The organism is Haladaptatus sp. AB618 (assembly GCF_024136965.1).
Taxonomy (GTDB): domain Archaea; phylum Halobacteriota; class Halobacteria; order Halobacteriales; family Haladaptataceae; genus Haladaptatus.
In genome coordinates, this window is the sequence record NZ_JAMYJX010000001.1 from 45,419 (window position 1) to 59,928 (window position 14,510).

General features: G+C 59.2%; 14 protein-coding genes and 1 tRNA gene. 6 read left to right on the forward strand and 9 right to left on the reverse strand.

Going from position 1 to position 14,510, the window contains the following annotated elements:
* Positions 1 to 87: 87 nt before the first annotated feature.
* A complete protein-coding gene (locus NKF26_RS00260) occupies positions 88 to 678 on the reverse strand; it encodes a hypothetical protein (protein WP_253224757.1) in 591 nt (196 codons plus the stop codon).
* 48 nt (positions 679 to 726) lie between these two features.
* The gene (locus NKF26_RS00265; protein WP_253224758.1) at positions 727 to 1,167 is read right to left on the reverse strand and encodes a DUF2391 family protein; all 441 of its coding nucleotides are present in this window, start codon (positions 1,165 to 1,167) and stop codon (positions 727 to 729) included.
* A 156-nt stretch (positions 1,168 to 1,323) separates the two neighbouring features.
* Here NKF26_RS00265 and NKF26_RS00270 point away from each other — a divergent pair, with 156 nt between their 5' ends.
* Together NKF26_RS00270 and mdh are read left to right on the forward strand one after the other, a co-directional pair.
* Positions 1,324 to 2,004, forward strand: a complete 681-nt coding sequence (locus NKF26_RS00270) for a class I SAM-dependent methyltransferase (protein ID WP_253224759.1) — start codon at positions 1,324 to 1,326, stop codon at positions 2,002 to 2,004.
* 211 nt (positions 2,005 to 2,215) lie between these two features.
* Positions 2,216 to 3,133 carry a malate dehydrogenase gene (mdh, locus tag NKF26_RS00275; protein ID WP_066139714.1) on the forward strand — a complete coding sequence of 306 codons (918 nt, stop codon included), beginning with the start codon at positions 2,216 to 2,218 and terminating at the stop codon, positions 3,131 to 3,133.
* A gap of 101 nt (positions 3,134 to 3,234) precedes the next feature.
* Here mdh and NKF26_RS00280 read toward each other — a convergent pair whose 3' ends face one another.
* The 3 genes from NKF26_RS00280 to NKF26_RS00290 all read right to left on the reverse strand — a co-directional run bounded on the left by NKF26_RS00280 (position 3,235) and on the right by NKF26_RS00290 (position 5,727).
* Positions 3,235 to 3,894: a metallophosphoesterase gene (locus tag NKF26_RS00280; protein WP_253224760.1), complete on the reverse strand. Its 660-nt coding sequence runs from the start codon at positions 3,892 to 3,894 to the stop codon at positions 3,235 to 3,237.
* Between the two features lie 25 nt (positions 3,895 to 3,919).
* Entirely contained in the window at positions 3,920 to 4,498 is a 579-nt protein-coding gene (locus tag NKF26_RS00285) for an IMP cyclohydrolase (RefSeq protein ID WP_253224761.1), read from the reverse strand.
* A gap of 62 nt (positions 4,499 to 4,560) precedes the next feature.
* Positions 4,561 to 5,727, reverse strand: coding sequence for an FAD-dependent monooxygenase (locus NKF26_RS00290; RefSeq protein WP_253224762.1), 1,167 nt, complete (start codon positions 5,725 to 5,727; stop codon positions 4,561 to 4,563).
* Positions 5,728 to 5,844: 117 nt separating this feature from the next.
* On the opposite strand from NKF26_RS00290, the gene NKF26_RS00295 reads away from it, so the two are divergent.
* Positions 5,845 to 6,510: a helix-turn-helix domain-containing protein gene (locus NKF26_RS00295; RefSeq protein ID WP_253224763.1), complete on the forward strand. Its 666-nt coding sequence runs from the start codon at positions 5,845 to 5,847 to the stop codon at positions 6,508 to 6,510.
* A gap of 124 nt (positions 6,511 to 6,634) precedes the next feature.
* A tRNA-Gln gene (locus tag NKF26_RS00300) sits at positions 6,635 to 6,707 on the forward strand.
* An 86-nt stretch (positions 6,708 to 6,793) separates the two neighbouring features.
* On the opposite strand, the gene NKF26_RS00305 is transcribed toward NKF26_RS00300, so the two are convergent.
* The 3 genes from NKF26_RS00305 to NKF26_RS00315 all read right to left on the reverse strand — a co-directional run bounded on the left by NKF26_RS00305 (position 6,794) and on the right by NKF26_RS00315 (position 9,977).
* On the reverse strand, positions 6,794 to 7,171 hold the full coding sequence (locus tag NKF26_RS00305) for a hypothetical protein (protein ID WP_253224764.1): 378 nt from the start codon (positions 7,169 to 7,171) through the stop codon (positions 6,794 to 6,796).
* A 62-nt stretch (positions 7,172 to 7,233) separates the two neighbouring features.
* Positions 7,234 to 7,722, reverse strand: coding sequence for a KEOPS complex subunit Cgi121 (gene cgi121 / locus NKF26_RS00310; RefSeq protein WP_253224765.1), 489 nt, complete (start codon positions 7,720 to 7,722; stop codon positions 7,234 to 7,236).
* Entirely contained in the window at positions 7,719 to 9,977 is a 2,259-nt protein-coding gene (locus NKF26_RS00315; protein WP_253224766.1) for an ATP-dependent DNA helicase, read from the reverse strand. Before NKF26_RS00315 ends, cgi121 begins: the two co-directional genes overlap by 4 nt.
* A gap of 181 nt (positions 9,978 to 10,158) precedes the next feature.
* Between NKF26_RS00315 and NKF26_RS00320 the strand changes: the two genes are divergently transcribed.
* Positions 10,159 to 10,401 carry a ferredoxin gene (locus NKF26_RS00320; protein WP_253224767.1) on the forward strand — a complete coding sequence of 81 codons (243 nt, stop codon included), beginning with the start codon at positions 10,159 to 10,161 and terminating at the stop codon, positions 10,399 to 10,401.
* Positions 10,402 to 10,538: 137 nt separating this feature from the next.
* On the opposite strand, the gene NKF26_RS00325 is transcribed toward NKF26_RS00320, so the two are convergent.
* Positions 10,539 to 12,035 carry a Cdc6/Cdc18 family protein gene (locus tag NKF26_RS00325; RefSeq protein ID WP_066139759.1) on the reverse strand — a complete coding sequence of 499 codons (1,497 nt, stop codon included), beginning with the start codon at positions 12,033 to 12,035 and terminating at the stop codon, positions 10,539 to 10,541.
* Positions 12,036 to 13,863: 1,828 nt separating this feature from the next.
* Between NKF26_RS00325 and NKF26_RS00330 the strand changes: the two genes are divergently transcribed.
* Positions 13,864 to 14,505: an Era-like GTP-binding protein gene (locus tag NKF26_RS00330; protein ID WP_231186207.1), complete on the forward strand. Its 642-nt coding sequence runs from the start codon at positions 13,864 to 13,866 to the stop codon at positions 14,503 to 14,505.
* The last annotated feature ends 5 nt before the right edge of the window (positions 14,506 to 14,510 follow it).

The following is a 14,510-nucleotide window of genomic DNA, read 5'->3' on the forward strand; positions in this document are numbered from 1 at the left end:
GATGGCAAAAGCGTTAGCTCCCCGAGGAGGGGAGCGTTTCGAGTGGAGATAGGATTGGGTTGGCGATATCGCTGAACTCGACAGATATCAGTTCACTTTCGAGAAATCGGTGTCGACGTTTCCGTCCCGGTCCAAATCGACGACGGCGTCGAACAGGCCGAGGAAGCGCTCGATTTGCACTTCGTCGTGGACGCCTTTCGAGAGGTGGAACAGGCCGACAGCGTCGTTTTCTTCGAGCAATCCGAGGACTTGCTCGACCGTCTCGTACACCCGCTGTTCGTCGGCGTAGTATGCCATCTCCGTGATGGAGTCGAAACTGATACGGCGTTTGCCGTCGGTTTCGGTCAGGAACGTTTCCGTAACCGAGAGGATGCCTTCGAGGTCGTCGGGGGCCGACACGTAATGGACGTCGTTCGTGCTTCGGCGGGAGTAGCCTCGTTCGATGCTCAAGGTGTCGAGGATGTCCGCTTTGCTCTCGTCCACGTCGTAGTGGTCGAGTTTCTGTTTTACCTCGCGGGCCGTGGTCCGTGTCGAGATAACGAGGAAGCGGTCGGTGTCAGTTTTCAGAAAATCCGTGTCGATTCGGTCGGTTTCGCCGGTACTCGGGTGTAGCAGAAGGACGCCTGTTCCACCGGGTATCGAATCGGGCGTGTTCTCGATGTCGAGTTGGTAATCCATATGGTCCGGTAACTAGTGGCACCGACTTAAAATATGCGGGAATGGACGTCAGAACACGGTGTCGGCGGTGGCCGCCCCGACGACGCTGAAGACTGACCCGACGCTGACGGCTTTCGCCGTCGTGAACAGGACTTCGGTGGACGTGTGACCGTCGAAGAGGCCGTCGTGGAGGAACGTCTCCGGCGCGGCGAACACGATTGCGAGGATAGCAACCGACCCGAAGGAGACGAGCATGAGCGAGATGAAGCGGGTTGGAATCCCGGCCACGTCCGCCTCGCGGTCCGGGTCGCGGTCGTGGTCCGCTTTGTAGAGTGCACCGTACCCGATTCCAAAGACGAGGCAGACGGTCGCGATGGCGTGCATCAGCGACATCGTCGCCGCCACGTCCCACACCTCCTGTGTGACGACGAACGGACCAGCGAGGAGAAACCCACCGAGGATTTGCTGGGCCGTATCGGCGAAGGCGTATCGTTTTCTCGAACCGACCATATCGCTCGAAACGGAGTCGAGAAATAAAGCGCTGGCCGTTCGGATCGCCGTGTTTTCCGGTGGATACGCTTCCGACTCAGTGCGTTCCGAACTCGATGTGGCTCGAACTCGGCACGTTCCGAACCCGTTTTGTCGGGGACGCCCGTTCTCCCGTGCATGAGTGTCCGCGAGGAGTTCGACGATTGGGCGGCGGACGGCCGCGACAAAGGGATGGAAGACCGCCACTGGCACACGGCGAAATACGCGCTCGCTCGCATGCCGGTCGAGGAAGGTGACACGGTACTCGATTTGGGGTGTGGGAGTGGCTACGCCGGGCGCGCACTGCGCGAAACGAAAGGCGCGGGACGGGTGTACGGCCTCGACGGGTCGCCAGAGATGGCGCGGAACGCGTACGGGTACACGGACGATTCCGCCGTGTCGTACCTCGTCGGCGACTTCGACCACCTGCCGTTCGCGGACGACAGCGTGGACCATGTCTTCACCATGGAGGCGTTCTACTACGCGAACGAGCCCCACGAGATGCTTCGGGAAGTTCGGCGGATTCTGCGCCCCGGTGGGACCGTCTTCTGTGCGGTGAACTACTACGAGGAGAACGTCCACTCCCACGAATGGCAGGACTCGATTGCCGTCGAGATGACACGCTGGAGCGCTGCGGAGTATCGAGACGCATTCCGCGACGCGGGACTGTACGTCGCCGAACAGGACAACATCCCGGATCGGGAGATCGACATTCCCGACGCGTCGGAGTTTCCCACCGACAGCTGGGAGACGCGTGAGGCGATGGTCGAACGCTACCGCGAGTTCGGCACCCTGTTGACGGTCGGCGTCGCGCCCTGAACCCCTTCATTTCCGGTCGAAGTTCGAGACGACTCGATTCGTCGTTCGCGTTTCTCGCCAGAAACGGAGTCGTTTCGAAGCGAACGGTCAACCGCGGTAACCTCAAATTCGGTCCGTAACGGCGGACGCCTCTAAACACATCATCGATGGTCGCGCGAAGAATCCCGCTTCCGGAGGATTTAACCAAACAGCAGGGCGTCTTTTAGGTGACATGGTGAAAGTAAGCGTAGTCGGTGCGGCAGGCACTGTTGGAGCCGCCGCAGGCTACAACATCGCACTGCGTGACGTCGCGGACGAACTGGTTTTCGTGGACATTCCGGACATGGAAGACAAGACGATTGGACAGGCCGCCGACGTGAACCACGGGGCCGCCTACGACTCGAACACGACCGTTCGACAGGGCACCTACGAGGACACCGCCGGATCGGACGTCGTCGTCATCACGGCCGGGATTCCGCGCCAGCCGGGACAGACGCGTATCGACCTCGCGGGTGACAACGCACCCATCATGGAGGACATCGGATCCTCCATCGCCGAGCACAACGACGACGATTTCGTCACCATCACCACCTCGAACCCGGTGGACCTGCTCAACCGTCACCTCTACGAGACAGGCGACCGAGCACGGGAGAAAGTTATCGGCTTCGGCGGCCGCCTCGACAGCGCCCGGTTCCGCTACGTGCTGAGCCAGCGCTTCGATGCGCCCGTCCAGAACGTCGAAGCGACCATCATGGGCGAGCACGGCGACGCACAGGTGCCGGTCTTCTCGAAGGTCCGCATCGACGGTGCCGACCCCGAGTTCACGGACGACGAGAAAGAGGAGATCCTCGGCGAGCTCAAAGAGAGCGCGATGAACGTCATCGAGAAGAAGGGCGCGACCCAGTGGGGTCCGGCGACGGGCGTCGGCCACATGGTCGAAGCCGTCATCCGCGACACCGGCGAAGTGCTCCCCGGTTCCGTCAAACTCGAAGGCGAGTACGGTCACGAGGGCGTCGCACTCGGTGTCCCCGTCAAACTCGGTACGAACGGTGTCGAGGAAGTCGTCGAGTGGGACCTCACCGAGTTCGAGCGCGAACAACTCGGCGAGGCCGCCGACAAACTCGCGGAGCAGTACGAGAAGATCGAGTAAGCGAGTTTCGAGCGACTCACAGTCAGTTCTTTTTTGGACGCGATGCGGACGAGAAGAGTAGAGAGGCGACGGAAACGGCTCGCGAAACCTCGATACGGCGACTATCGACCCAGTTCCAACCGCGTGCCGATCTTGTTCGGCAATCCGGCTTCCCGAACCGCCTCCTGCACCGTCCCGATGTCGTACTCGACGCGTCGTTCGTCCACCGTCATGTCGTCGAGGTCCAGAACCGCGTAGGCCGCGCGGGGGTCGCCGTCGCGCGGTTGGCCGACGCTGCCGGGGTTCATCACGATTCCCTCGTCGTACGTTTCGTGATGCTGGACGTGCGTGTGACCCATGACGAGTACATCCTCGTCGCCGAGCATGTCGGCGTCGAACTCCTCGGGGTAGGTGTAGTGGTCCGGGTCGTCCGGGTGACCGTGGACGATTCTCACGCGGCCATCGCACGCGAGACGCGAATCCGGAAGGCGGGCGAGCCACTCCCGTTGCAAATCGTTGAGTTCGGCACGGGCGTGCTCGACGCCAGCCTGCGCCATGCCGTTGAACGCGAACGGCGTCTCCGAGACGACCGCTCGGTCGTGATTGCCCATCACGCACGCCGTGGCTCGGTCGCGGACGATATCGACGCACTCGGCGGGCCACGGGTTGTAGCCGACCACGTCACCGGCACAGAGCAACGCCTCGACGGGGGGCATATCATCGAGAACGGCATCGAGCGCGATGCGATTCGAGTGAACGTCCGAGAGAATACCGACTTTCATGTCGGGTGATACGTTCGGCGGTGCCTTAATTCCCGTTCTCGACGGCGAGGTCGAATCCGTCGTTTCCGCCGTTGCGGGTAACACCGACCGCACAGACGGGATGCTCGAAGTCGAGGTCGTAGGCGGTGCTCGCCGCGCTCTCGGCGTCGTCAGCCTCGAAATCGAACGACTCCGGCGCGTCCTTCTCGTAGGTTGCGACGAGCGTCGGCTCCGTCACTTCCCGTACCAACAGGGCATCGCGCCGGACGATACCGATGTACGATTCCTCGCCGATGGTACCCGCGATTCGCGGCGTGTCATAGTCGTCCTTCTCGTAGTCCAGCGAGAGCAGACACTCGACGAGGGCATCACGTGCCGGGTAGCCGAGTTCGATTTTCTCCGCGATCGGGTCCACCTGCGACCCGTTGCCGATGACGGCCGTGTCGCCGACGACGCGAGCACAGTTGTACGAAATATACGGGTTGTCCGTCTCCGGCGCGTCCTCGGTCGGCCCGACGGTGACGGTGTCCTCACGCGCGACTGCCTTCCGATTCGGGAACGACCGCGACGAAACTCGATACGCGCCTGTCTCCGGTCCAACGATGATGAAGCGTCCGACGTACATACACGAACATGCGTAATTGGGACGGAAATAGGTGCTGGTTTGTGCAAAGATACGGTGTTATCTTATATCTCGCTCGACAGGAACTCCTGGAAATACTCCTCCATCCGTTCTTGGGAGTAGAACTTCACGCCTTGATCGCGGATACCCGCCAAGAAGTGGTTTTCAACCATGACGAACGAACCGATCCGACGCGACTTCTTCTGTACCGTATCGACCCGATCACGGCGACGGGAGACGTAGTGGGAGAGGGCCTGTTCGATAAACTTCGAGTCGGTGCGAGTCAACTCGTCCGCGAGAACCGCCGCCGATTCCATCGCCATCGACGCACCGACGCCAGCGGTCGGCAGGATTGCATGTCCGGCATCGCCGATCAGGACGACACGTCCCTTGGTCCACTCGTCCATGTGGAGGTCGTAGAAATCGTCGTGCCACATCGTCGCCGGATCGTCCATCTCGTCGAGAATATCCGGCACCAGGCCGCTCATATCGTCGAAAGTCGTTCGGATCCTCTCGATTCGCTCGTCGACCGGATCCGGTGTTCCTTCCGGCGCGGTGGCAGCGAGGAAGCACGCCAACTTGTCTTCCGTCGGATACAGTCCGACGAACCGTCCCGCACCCCAATGTTCCTGTACCTCGCCCGTCGTCGCCATCGAGGGATCGACCCAGAACGCCCACCCAGTCATGTCGTGGTAGGTCAACTCCACGTCACCGAACACCAGTTCTCGAACTGTCGAGTGAATACCGTCGGCACCGACGACGAGGTCGTACGTTCCAGTCGTGCCATCGGTGAAGGTGACGTCTACTCCGTCGGCGTGCTGGGCGACGTCCGTGACGGTCGTCCCCATCCTGATAGTCCCCTCCGAAACGGTCGTCTGTAACACGTCGATGAGATTCGGTCGCCAAACGAGGAACGTCTCACCGTACTCGTCCGCGAGACTCTCCATATCGTACTCGTGTAGCTGTTCTCCGTTGTGATTGAATACGTGGTACTCCTCGAACTGGTCGGTATCCCCGAGGAGTTCGTCGTATTTGCCGAGTCCCTTCAACACGTTCGACCCTGCGGGCCACAGGCTGAGCGTGTAGCCGAGACCGCCGTAGTTTTCGGACTTCTCCACGACGTCGGGCGAAAACCCTCTCCCTTCCAGCAGTCCTGCCAGCGTCAGCCCAGCGATTCCGCCACCAACTACGAGAACTCGCATGTCCGTACCGTATCGCACATCTGTTGTCATCGTAGCGACGTGTACGAACCTGGGAATCGTCGCTCTGTTCTCTAGCATGCCACTGGTCTTTATAAGGGATGATCGTCGATATCGAATCGTCACGGGGAACAAGTAGATGAGAGAGACATGAGGTATGCAACAGTCGTCGTTCGGTGGGATGCGGGCGACCTCCATCCGCTCGACGATGCGGTGGCAAACGCATCGGACGTTACCATCGAGACGACCTACTATATCAACCCGATTCGTGATGGAACGTACGCCGAGCTGAGCCGACTTCGGGGGGACCCAACGCGAATACGCGAACTGTTGCGGGAAACGCCGGAGGTATTGGACTTCGACGTTCCACCCGGAAGCGACGGCATCACGTACACCCACTACGAGTCCTCGCCGCTCATGGACGCACTGTTGGGTGTGCTGTTCGATCACGAAATCGTCCTCGAATGGCCGGTCGAATTCGTCGATACCGGCACCGACCGCGGCGTCCGGGTGACGTTCTTGGGAACGGAACGCGCACTGAGTGCCGCACTGAACGACGTTCCTTCCGACTTCGGAATCGAACTCGAACGGATGGGCGAGTACTTGCCATCGATTTCCGATCCGGTCGCAACGCTCACCGGCCGCCAACAGGAGGTATTGGCAGTGGCAGTCCGAGAGGGCTACTACGAGATCCCCCGCGAAACGACGCATCGAGAGATAGCAGACGAACTCTCGGTCGCTCCTGGAACGATCAGCAAACAGTTACAACGTATCGAAATGACGTTGATTTCGTCGCTCGTGGCCGCGAGCCAGTAGGTTCGTAGCCGAATCGATGTCCATGATAGCAGGATGCAACGCTCGGCCGGGTTCGAAACACTGAAATACGGAACTGTGCTACCGTTGAATGCAGATTCAGCGAACCAAGTCGCTGAACGACAGCAGTCCCATGGGGTAGTGGCCAATCCTGTTGCCTTCTGGGGGCAACGACCGCGGTTCGAATCCGTGTGGGACTACTCAAAATTTTTCGGTCGACCATCCCGTCGAGCGTCGTGACCGGACGGTCGAATACCCCTCCGTTTCAACTGGAACGTTCGACAGTTTACCCCTGATCGACGTTCGATTCCGAACTCGTTTCCTCGTCGTCCAACTCGCGTAGTTCACGTTCCTCGTTGTACTCCGCCAACCCACCGGCATCGCCCGAGATTTCGTTATACACAGCCTCGCGTGCCTCTTCTGGCGATTCGAAGCGCTCGTCCACGAGTCGGTCGAAGACGCTTCCGAGCGTTTCGGTCTCGTTCGGCAAGTCGAGCGGTTGGTCGCCATATTCGGTCGCCAACTCCTCGCTCGTCGTCGGATACTTGTGCTCACCGAGCATTCGACCCGCGTCGCCCAGCATGTCTTCGACGCGCTCGGCCCGCTCACGCTGTCGTTTCCGCGCACTGTCCTGTACACGTTCGGCGTCGTGATCGTCGGGCATACGAAGCGGTACACGGCGACGTTTGAAATTCATACTGGCCATCAAAATCGGCCACCGTCAGCCTACTTGTCCACTTCGAGCAAGGCAACTCGTTCGCAGACGAGGTCGGAGAGATCGACAGTCGTCGTCGCCGCTTCCCGTTCCGAAATCTCGAAAAATTCGAACACGGAGTCGCGGGTCGCGGTTCCGAGCGTCTCTGCGGGAGTCACCAACTCGGAGACGGCATCCGCGGCGGGTCGTTCCCGCTCACCATCGACCACGACGACGACGCGTTGTTCACCCTCCGAGATACCCATCGCGAGCGCCTGATTGATCTGGCGACGGCCCGCCGCGTACAGGAGAATTTCGACCGATCGGTCGTGAGCGACGTTCTCACCGCGTTCGAACGAACGGTTCGCGTGGTCCACCGCGGATTGGAGATGGTCTCTTCCGGCCACGTAGTCGGCGTCGAAAGCCTGAACGGCACAATCGAACTCGTCGCCGATCGACCCGAGACGGGCGACGAAGTCGTTTACGTCCGTGATCGTCACCCGTCCTTCGACCAGTTTCATTCGAAATCACCGAGACTCTGCTGGCCGCTGTCGTTGGCCGCCCGAGTGCTCGCCACCGCGGTTTCAGTGTCGGGTTCGACGTCGTCCAGCGATGGGTCCTGTCGTCCGACGTTTTCGAGGATGCTTTCGGCCGTCTTCTTCCGGCCGCGGAGCGCACCCAGGACGACCGATTTGTCCGCCTCACGGAGGTCAGCCCGCGACTCGATACCGGCTTCGTACAGCCGACGGGCGCGTTTTCGACCGACGTTTCGGACGCCCGCGAGGTCGAGCAGTTCCTCCTCGACACCGTACTCGACGCGTTTTCGCGCCTCCCTGACGGCGGTCGTCGTCGCGGATGGAATTCCCTCGACATCGTCGCGCTGGAGTTCTGCGGCCAATCGCTCGGCCGCGTTGAGCAGCCACTGTGCCGTCTCGACTTTGCCGCGGATGTCGCCGGGGCCGATGGCGTAGCGCTCGGTAATGCGGTCTTCGTCCAGTTCGCTCGCCCAATCTTCGAGCAGGCGGGCGGTCTTCAGCGCGGAAAGCCAATCCTCGAAGGCGTTGTCCTCGAACTCCGAGGGCATGTGTCCGAGGAACTCGGGTTCGCGCTCGTAGGCGATTTCGGTGTATCGTTCGCGGTCGCCGGAGCGCAGATAGAGTTGATACATGTCCGGCGTACGCGAGACGAGGTGGTACAGACTGAGGGCGGTCGGTTCGCCCTCCGCCTCCCGGAGGCCGTCGATGATTTCGGCGGCACTCATCGGGTCGAGATACAGTTGCGAGACGCGATGGCCGAGTCCGGTCGCGCGCAGTCGGTCGTCGCGTTCGAGGAAGCCGTTCCGTTCGAGATAGTCGAGCACTCGTTGGGTGACGGTTTCGAGTCGGCCTGTCTCGTCGGTTTGGGTCGCATACAGCGTCCGTTCGAGGAAGTCGAGCAGTTCCTCCTCCGTCCCCGCGAACCCGGATGCGACGGTAGCGAGGATATGGGTTCGAAGCGCGGGTTCCGCCGCGAGTTTGGAGTGGACCGGTTCCGGGTCGGCCCAGACGTACTGGTCGAACAGTTCCTGCAGTTCGTCGTGACTCTTGCTGATGAGCACCGCTTCGCCGTGCGGATCGAGGCCTGGACGTCCCGCGCGCCCGAACATCTGGTGAACTTCGAGCACGTCGAGCGGTTGCATACCGCCGATGTCGCCGTCGTATCGACGCCAGTCGCGGACGATGACGCGTCTGCTCGGAGTGTTCACACCCGCCGCGAGCGTCGGCGTCGCGCTGATGACCTTGATGAGTTTGTCGCGGAACGCGTCTTCCACGAGCGACCGATGTTCACTGGCGAGTCCCGCGTGGTGGAACGCTGCTCCGCTCTCGATGGCAGTTGCGAGGTCGTCGCTCGTCTCCGTGTCGCTCACGTCACGGATTTGATCGGCGATGTCGAGGAGTCCGCGACGCTCCTCGTCGGTTAGATGGGTCTTGGTAACGTCCGCGAGCCGTTTCGCCGACGCCTCCGCGTTCCGACGGGAGTTGACGAACACGAGCGATGACCCGCCGTCTTCGAGCGTGTCTCGGACGAGTGCGGCGGTTTCCTTCTCGTTTCCGCGCGCCAGTTCCTGTTGTGTCCCGTCGTCGAAGTGGAGCGCCTGCCCGTAGAGGACGCCCTTTCTGAGATCGATCGGTCGCCACGTCGAATCCACGAGGGTGGCGTCGAGCCATTCGGCCATCTCCTCGGCGTTACCGACGGTCGCCGACAGCGCGACGGTCTGGAGGTTCGGGTTGACGCGTCGAAGTTTGGCGAGCGTGACTTCGAGCGTCGGACCGCGGTGAGCGTCGTTGACGAGGTGGACTTCGTCGGCGACGACGCAGGAGAGGTCGTCCACCCACTTCGCGCCATTCCGAACGAGCGAGTCCACCTTCTCGCTCGTGGCGACGATGATGTCCTTCGAGGCGAGCCAATCGCCGTCGCTGTCGTAGTTGCCTGTCGAGACGCCGACGGAGACGCCGTACTGTTCGAACTCCTCGAACTCCTCTTTCTTCTCGCTGGCGAGTGCGCGGAGGGGAACGATGTAGAGGGCTTTGCCACCGCGGGCGACGCTCGAAAGCATGGCGAGTTCGGCGATGAACGTCTTGCCGCTCGCCGTCGGAATGCTGGCGACGATGCTCTCGCCGTCGGTGATTCCCGCCTCGACGGCCTCCCCCTGTGGCGGGTAGAGTTCCTCGATTCCTTGTGCCTGGAAGTGTTCGGGAACGCCGTCCGGCAAGCCCGTCAAATCGGCGACGTTCACGCACGCTCACCCTGCGTGCGCGGTGCGAGTCCGGTCATTACCATCGTTTGGCGCGTCTTACCGTTTAAACTGTCGGGTGCGTACGGTGGGAAGATACTTCGATCAACGACGAGCATCGGTTTCTCTCACCCCCGGCGACCGCTCCGTCATCCCTTTGAGGGCACACATCGGAGGAGTACGTATGAAGATCGAATACGACCGGAACACCTGTACGGGAATGTTCCAGTGTACCGCGGAATGGGATCAGTTCGCGGAAAACCGCGAGGAAGGCAAAGCTGACCTGCTTGACAGTGAAGAAGAGGAGGAAGGTATCTTCGTCCGCGACGTTCCCGAGGGAGAGGAGTTCGACGCCGAGATGGCCGCCCGCGTCTGTCCAGTGGATGCCATCAAGGTGTACGACGACGACGGTGAACAGATCGTCTGATACCGACGGACGGTCACTAGTTAGTTGGAAAATAAAACGATCGAAGGGGAGTGTTTCGAGTGGAAACGAGGGGAGTGCGGCGAGATATTTGTGCAGTCGAAATTTTTGTACCGCGAGATTTGACGGCGGTAGCGGGGTTAGCTATCGAACCGTGCCTGTTGCATGAACGGTTGGATGTCGTCGATATTGCCGAGTCGTGAATCGGACTGGAGGACGGCCTCCGTTTCGTCGATCGGGACCGAGAGGCTGATTTCCTTCGTCCGCCCGTAGCGACCCTTCGAGACGACGACGGCGTTGACGATACCGAGCATGTCGAGTTCGCTGATGAGATCGGTGACACGGCGCTGGGTGAGGATGTCGGCGTCGATTTCCTCACAGAGGTGTTTGTAGACGTTGTACACCTCACCCGTGTTGATGTTGTGGACGCCGTTCTTCTCCAGCGAGATGGTCGAAAAGAGGACGAGTTTCGACTGAGTGGGGAGCGTTCTGACGACTTCGACGACACGGTCGAGTTCGATCTTGTCCTGTGCCTTCCGGACGTGCCCCTCCTCCACGCGCTCGGCCTGGTCACGCTCGGCGAGTTCGCCCGCCGTCCGGAGCAAGTCGAGCGCGCGGCGAGCGTCACCGTGTTCCTGTGCCGCGAACGCAGCACACAGCGGAATCACGTCGTCCGAGAGGGCGTCCTCCTTGAACGCCACTTCCGCACGGTGCTGGAGGATGTCCCGGAGTTGGTTCGCGTCGTACGGCGGGAAGACGATTTCTTCTTCGCCAAGGCTGGATTTGACGCGAGGGTCGAGGAAGTCGGTGAACTTCAGGTCGTTGCTGATACCCATGATCGACACCCGCGAGTTGTCGAGTTCCGAGTTCATCCGCGAGAGGTTGTAGAGGGTATCGTCGCCGGATTTCTCGACCAACTTGTCGATTTCGTCCAGCATGATGACGACGACGCGTTCCTGATAATCGACGGCCTCGAAGAAGGTGTTGTACACGCGGTCGGTCGGCCACCCGGTCATCGGGACGGGCTCGATTTCCTCTGCGTCGGCTTCGAGTTCCTCGATTCGATCCTCGATTTCCGTAAGCGATGAGAAATCGATGTTTTCGAGTTGTTGGGACTCGGCAGCGACGCCATCGCGGATATCCTGTAGCTCTTCGATTCGGCCCTCGATTTCGGCGAGGTTGTTCTCGATGAACTTGTTGGCGAGTTGTGCGAGGACGCGATACTGCGTGTCGGTTATCTCGCAGTTGATGTACTCGACCTCGCAGGGTACCTCGTATTTCTGCGACGTGCGTTCCAGTTCCTGACTGACGAATTTGGCACTCGCTGTCTTTCCGGTACCAGTCTTCCCGTAAATCAGGATGTTCGATGGCGTCTCACCGCGGAGTGCGGCGACGAGGATGGTCGCCATGCGGTTGATCTGCTCTTTTCGGTGTGGTAGTTCGTGTGGCGTGTAGGAAGGTCGAAGTACTTCCTTGTTCTCAAAAATCGGCTCGCCACTGAGCAGGTCGTCGAACAGGCCGTGGTTGCCGTCCTCGTCCGAGTCGTCCAAGACGACATCATCCAAATCGATACCCTCGAAACCACGACTCGTGTGGCCGTCTCGTTCGTTCGGCGAGTCTGTATTTTCGTCTGACATACGTCGGCTGTGTACCCCTTTGTTTCCACTGGAATTGCACGCCGTGCGGAGAGAGACCGGAGGAAGCGGGGAATAGCGTCCCGATTTACTTCCCGGAGAAGCAACAGCGCGTCCAGTTGATGCAGATGAAAAAGAGGTACAGCACAGTACTAAAATCTTTCTCATCGATCGAATGATGGACGAAAAGGGGTTTTTGCCCGTTTCACGCTGAAACGGCATCGTTTCGGCTCGAATTAATGGGACCAGAGACAGAAGAGTTGATAGTTTGAGGGGGTAGTCGGAAGGGTAGATTAGAAGGGTGGATTAGAAGAGTAGATTAGAAGGGTAGATGGGAAAACAAGGTTGAAGAAATAAACAGAATTGGAACAAACTGGGGTGGAGGGGAGAAGGTGAAGGTGGAGAATGGTTAGAGGTTGGAAAAAGGATGGATGCTGAACGACGGAAAGGAATCGGCAAGTCGGTTGAGAGATACAAGGAAAGATAGAGACACCAAGCGGACAATTCGAGGTTCCCTTTTGGAAACGGGTTCGTACCCGTACGTTTCGACTGGAAAAGGAAGGAAAGTTAGAGGAGTGGGATCGGTATCGAAGATAATCGTGGAGATCGGTATCGAAGATAATCGTGGAGATCGGTATCGAATTCAAACGGTGATGAGTCTCGATTCAAACCGCAACCCCTGTGTTTCGGGTGGAACGCGGAGAGGGATCGAGTGGCAAGGAAAGGCAGTATCGAGAAGAGGACATGAAATGGAAGGGTCGGATGGATCGAAAGAGGGTAAAACACAGCTCACGGTCAATGATAACACGTGTCTATGGACCCCCCCACCCCTTCGTTTCGGGTGGAACGCGGTCGAAGGTGGGTGGGGGGAGGGGCTAGTCTAGAACAGGAACCTTTATTACAACGTCTAGCTAACAATATCCGCAAACTAGAGTCTTTACTTTTCTAGAGGAAGGTATTCTTTGTAAGTTACCAGGTTCTGACACCCCACCACCCGCCTTTTCCCGTTTCCACCTGAAACGAAGGGGTGGGGGTGTCCGACACATCGTCAAATAATCATCACCTTCGCCATTCTCTCCAGCGCACTGTTTCACCCAGATGACGATCGGGTTCCTGCCGTTCTCGTCCTTTCCGTCTTCGTGGCTAGTGTCTGACCTCGTCCAATGGTACCATGGCACGTCATATTGCGATCGGTCGGATGCGCCACGCACGAGTCGTTGTCGACCCGAAGACAGATTCATTACCCGAAGAGGGGTTCAGCATCAATCGGCTTCGTCCGGACCACCTACATCACCCCCCACAAGTATCGCAACCCCTCTATTTCCAGTGGAAACCACATCCCGTAGACGAATTTCCGATGTCAGAGGTTTCGTGATGGCAATACAATGTGTCGATCATTTTCCACGCGCGGGAACCACTAACAACACGATCGATCGAACCAAGCATGGACGACCGAACCAAGCATGGACAACCGAACCAAGAGCAACAGCAGAGGTTTGTGCACGTACAAAATCCATATCGGCTGTCATTTGGCCACAATGGAGAGAAAGTTGTTCGAATGGAATAGGTTTTGTTTGGATAGAAAATCAACCATTCCGGCAATTCGCGTCCGTCGATTCCATCGTTTTTCGTTCGCAATCTCCTTCCCGTCGTGCCCTTTTTACACCATTTCTTTCCCACTTCCGTGAGTGAATTGTGTCAAGAGTTGTCTGACATAGGTTTAAGTGAATGGCGTAAAGTTCTACGCGCAACAGCCCCGTACGTCCGGCTCAATCTCGACAACGGTTTGTCTAGAGCGACTAACCGACACTGGGGTCTGGGAGGAAAAAGGATGGGATTGTTTACTGGTCTCAGGCAAAGTATTGCACGTGTGACCGACAAGCTCTTCACATCGGAAGAGCCGAAACGGATCGGTATCTATGGACCGCCAAACGCTGGAAAAACGACGCTCGCCAACCGCATCGCCCGCGATTGGACTGGTGACGCCGTCGGTCCGGAAAGCCACGTTCCACACGAAACACGGCGCGCACGACGGAAGGAAAACGTCGAAATCGAACGCGACGGTCGGAAAGTCACCATCGACATCGTAGACACGCCGGGTGTCACGACGAAAGTCGATTACGAGGAGTTCCTCGACCACGATATGGACAAAGAGGACGCCGTCCGTCGCTCCCGCGAGGCGACCGAAGGCGTCGCGGAAGCGATGCATTGGCTCCGTGAGGATGTCGACGGCGTCATCTACGTTCTCGATAGCTCGACTGACCCGTTCACGCAGGTGAACACGATGCTTATCGGTATCATCGAGAGTCAGGATCTGCCGGTGCTTATCCTCGCGAACAAAACTGACCTCGACGATTCGAGCGTCCAGCGGATTCGCAACGCGTATCCGCAACACGAGACGATTCCACTCTCCGCACTGGAGGGTGATAACATGGATGAAGTGTACACGAAGATCGCGGAGTACTTCGGGTGATCTCA

Excerpts from the sequence above, each read along its gene's own strand:
- NKF26_RS00260 (WP_253224757.1), bottom strand. The coding sequence starts at position 678 with ATGGATTACCAACTCGACATCGAGAACACGCCCGATTCGATACCCGGT.
- NKF26_RS00265 (WP_253224758.1), bottom strand. The coding sequence starts at position 1,167 with ATGGTCGGTTCGAGAAAACGATACGCCTTCGCCGATACGGCCCAGCAA.
- NKF26_RS00270 (WP_253224759.1), top strand. The coding sequence starts at position 1,324 with ATGAGTGTCCGCGAGGAGTTCGACGATTGGGCGGCGGACGGCCGCGAC.
- mdh (WP_066139714.1), top strand. The coding sequence starts at position 2,216 with ATGGTGAAAGTAAGCGTAGTCGGTGCGGCAGGCACTGTTGGAGCCGCC.
- NKF26_RS00280 (WP_253224760.1), bottom strand. The coding sequence starts at position 3,894 with ATGAAAGTCGGTATTCTCTCGGACGTTCACTCGAATCGCATCGCGCTC.
- NKF26_RS00285 (WP_253224761.1), bottom strand. The coding sequence starts at position 4,498 with ATGTACGTCGGACGCTTCATCATCGTTGGACCGGAGACAGGCGCGTAT.
- NKF26_RS00290 (WP_253224762.1), bottom strand. The coding sequence starts at position 5,727 with ATGACAACAGATGTGCGATACGGTACGGACATGCGAGTTCTCGTAGTT.
- NKF26_RS00295 (WP_253224763.1), top strand. The coding sequence starts at position 5,845 with ATGAGGTATGCAACAGTCGTCGTTCGGTGGGATGCGGGCGACCTCCAT.
- NKF26_RS00305 (WP_253224764.1), bottom strand. The coding sequence starts at position 7,171 with ATGCCCGACGATCACGACGCCGAACGTGTACAGGACAGTGCGCGGAAA.
- cgi121 (WP_253224765.1), bottom strand. The coding sequence starts at position 7,722 with ATGAAACTGGTCGAAGGACGGGTGACGATCACGGACGTAAACGACTTC.
- NKF26_RS00320 (WP_253224767.1), top strand. The coding sequence starts at position 10,159 with ATGAAGATCGAATACGACCGGAACACCTGTACGGGAATGTTCCAGTGT.
- NKF26_RS00325 (WP_066139759.1), bottom strand. The coding sequence starts at position 12,035 with ATGTCAGACGAAAATACAGACTCGCCGAACGAACGAGACGGCCACACG.
- NKF26_RS00330 (WP_231186207.1), top strand. The coding sequence starts at position 13,864 with ATGGGATTGTTTACTGGTCTCAGGCAAAGTATTGCACGTGTGACCGAC.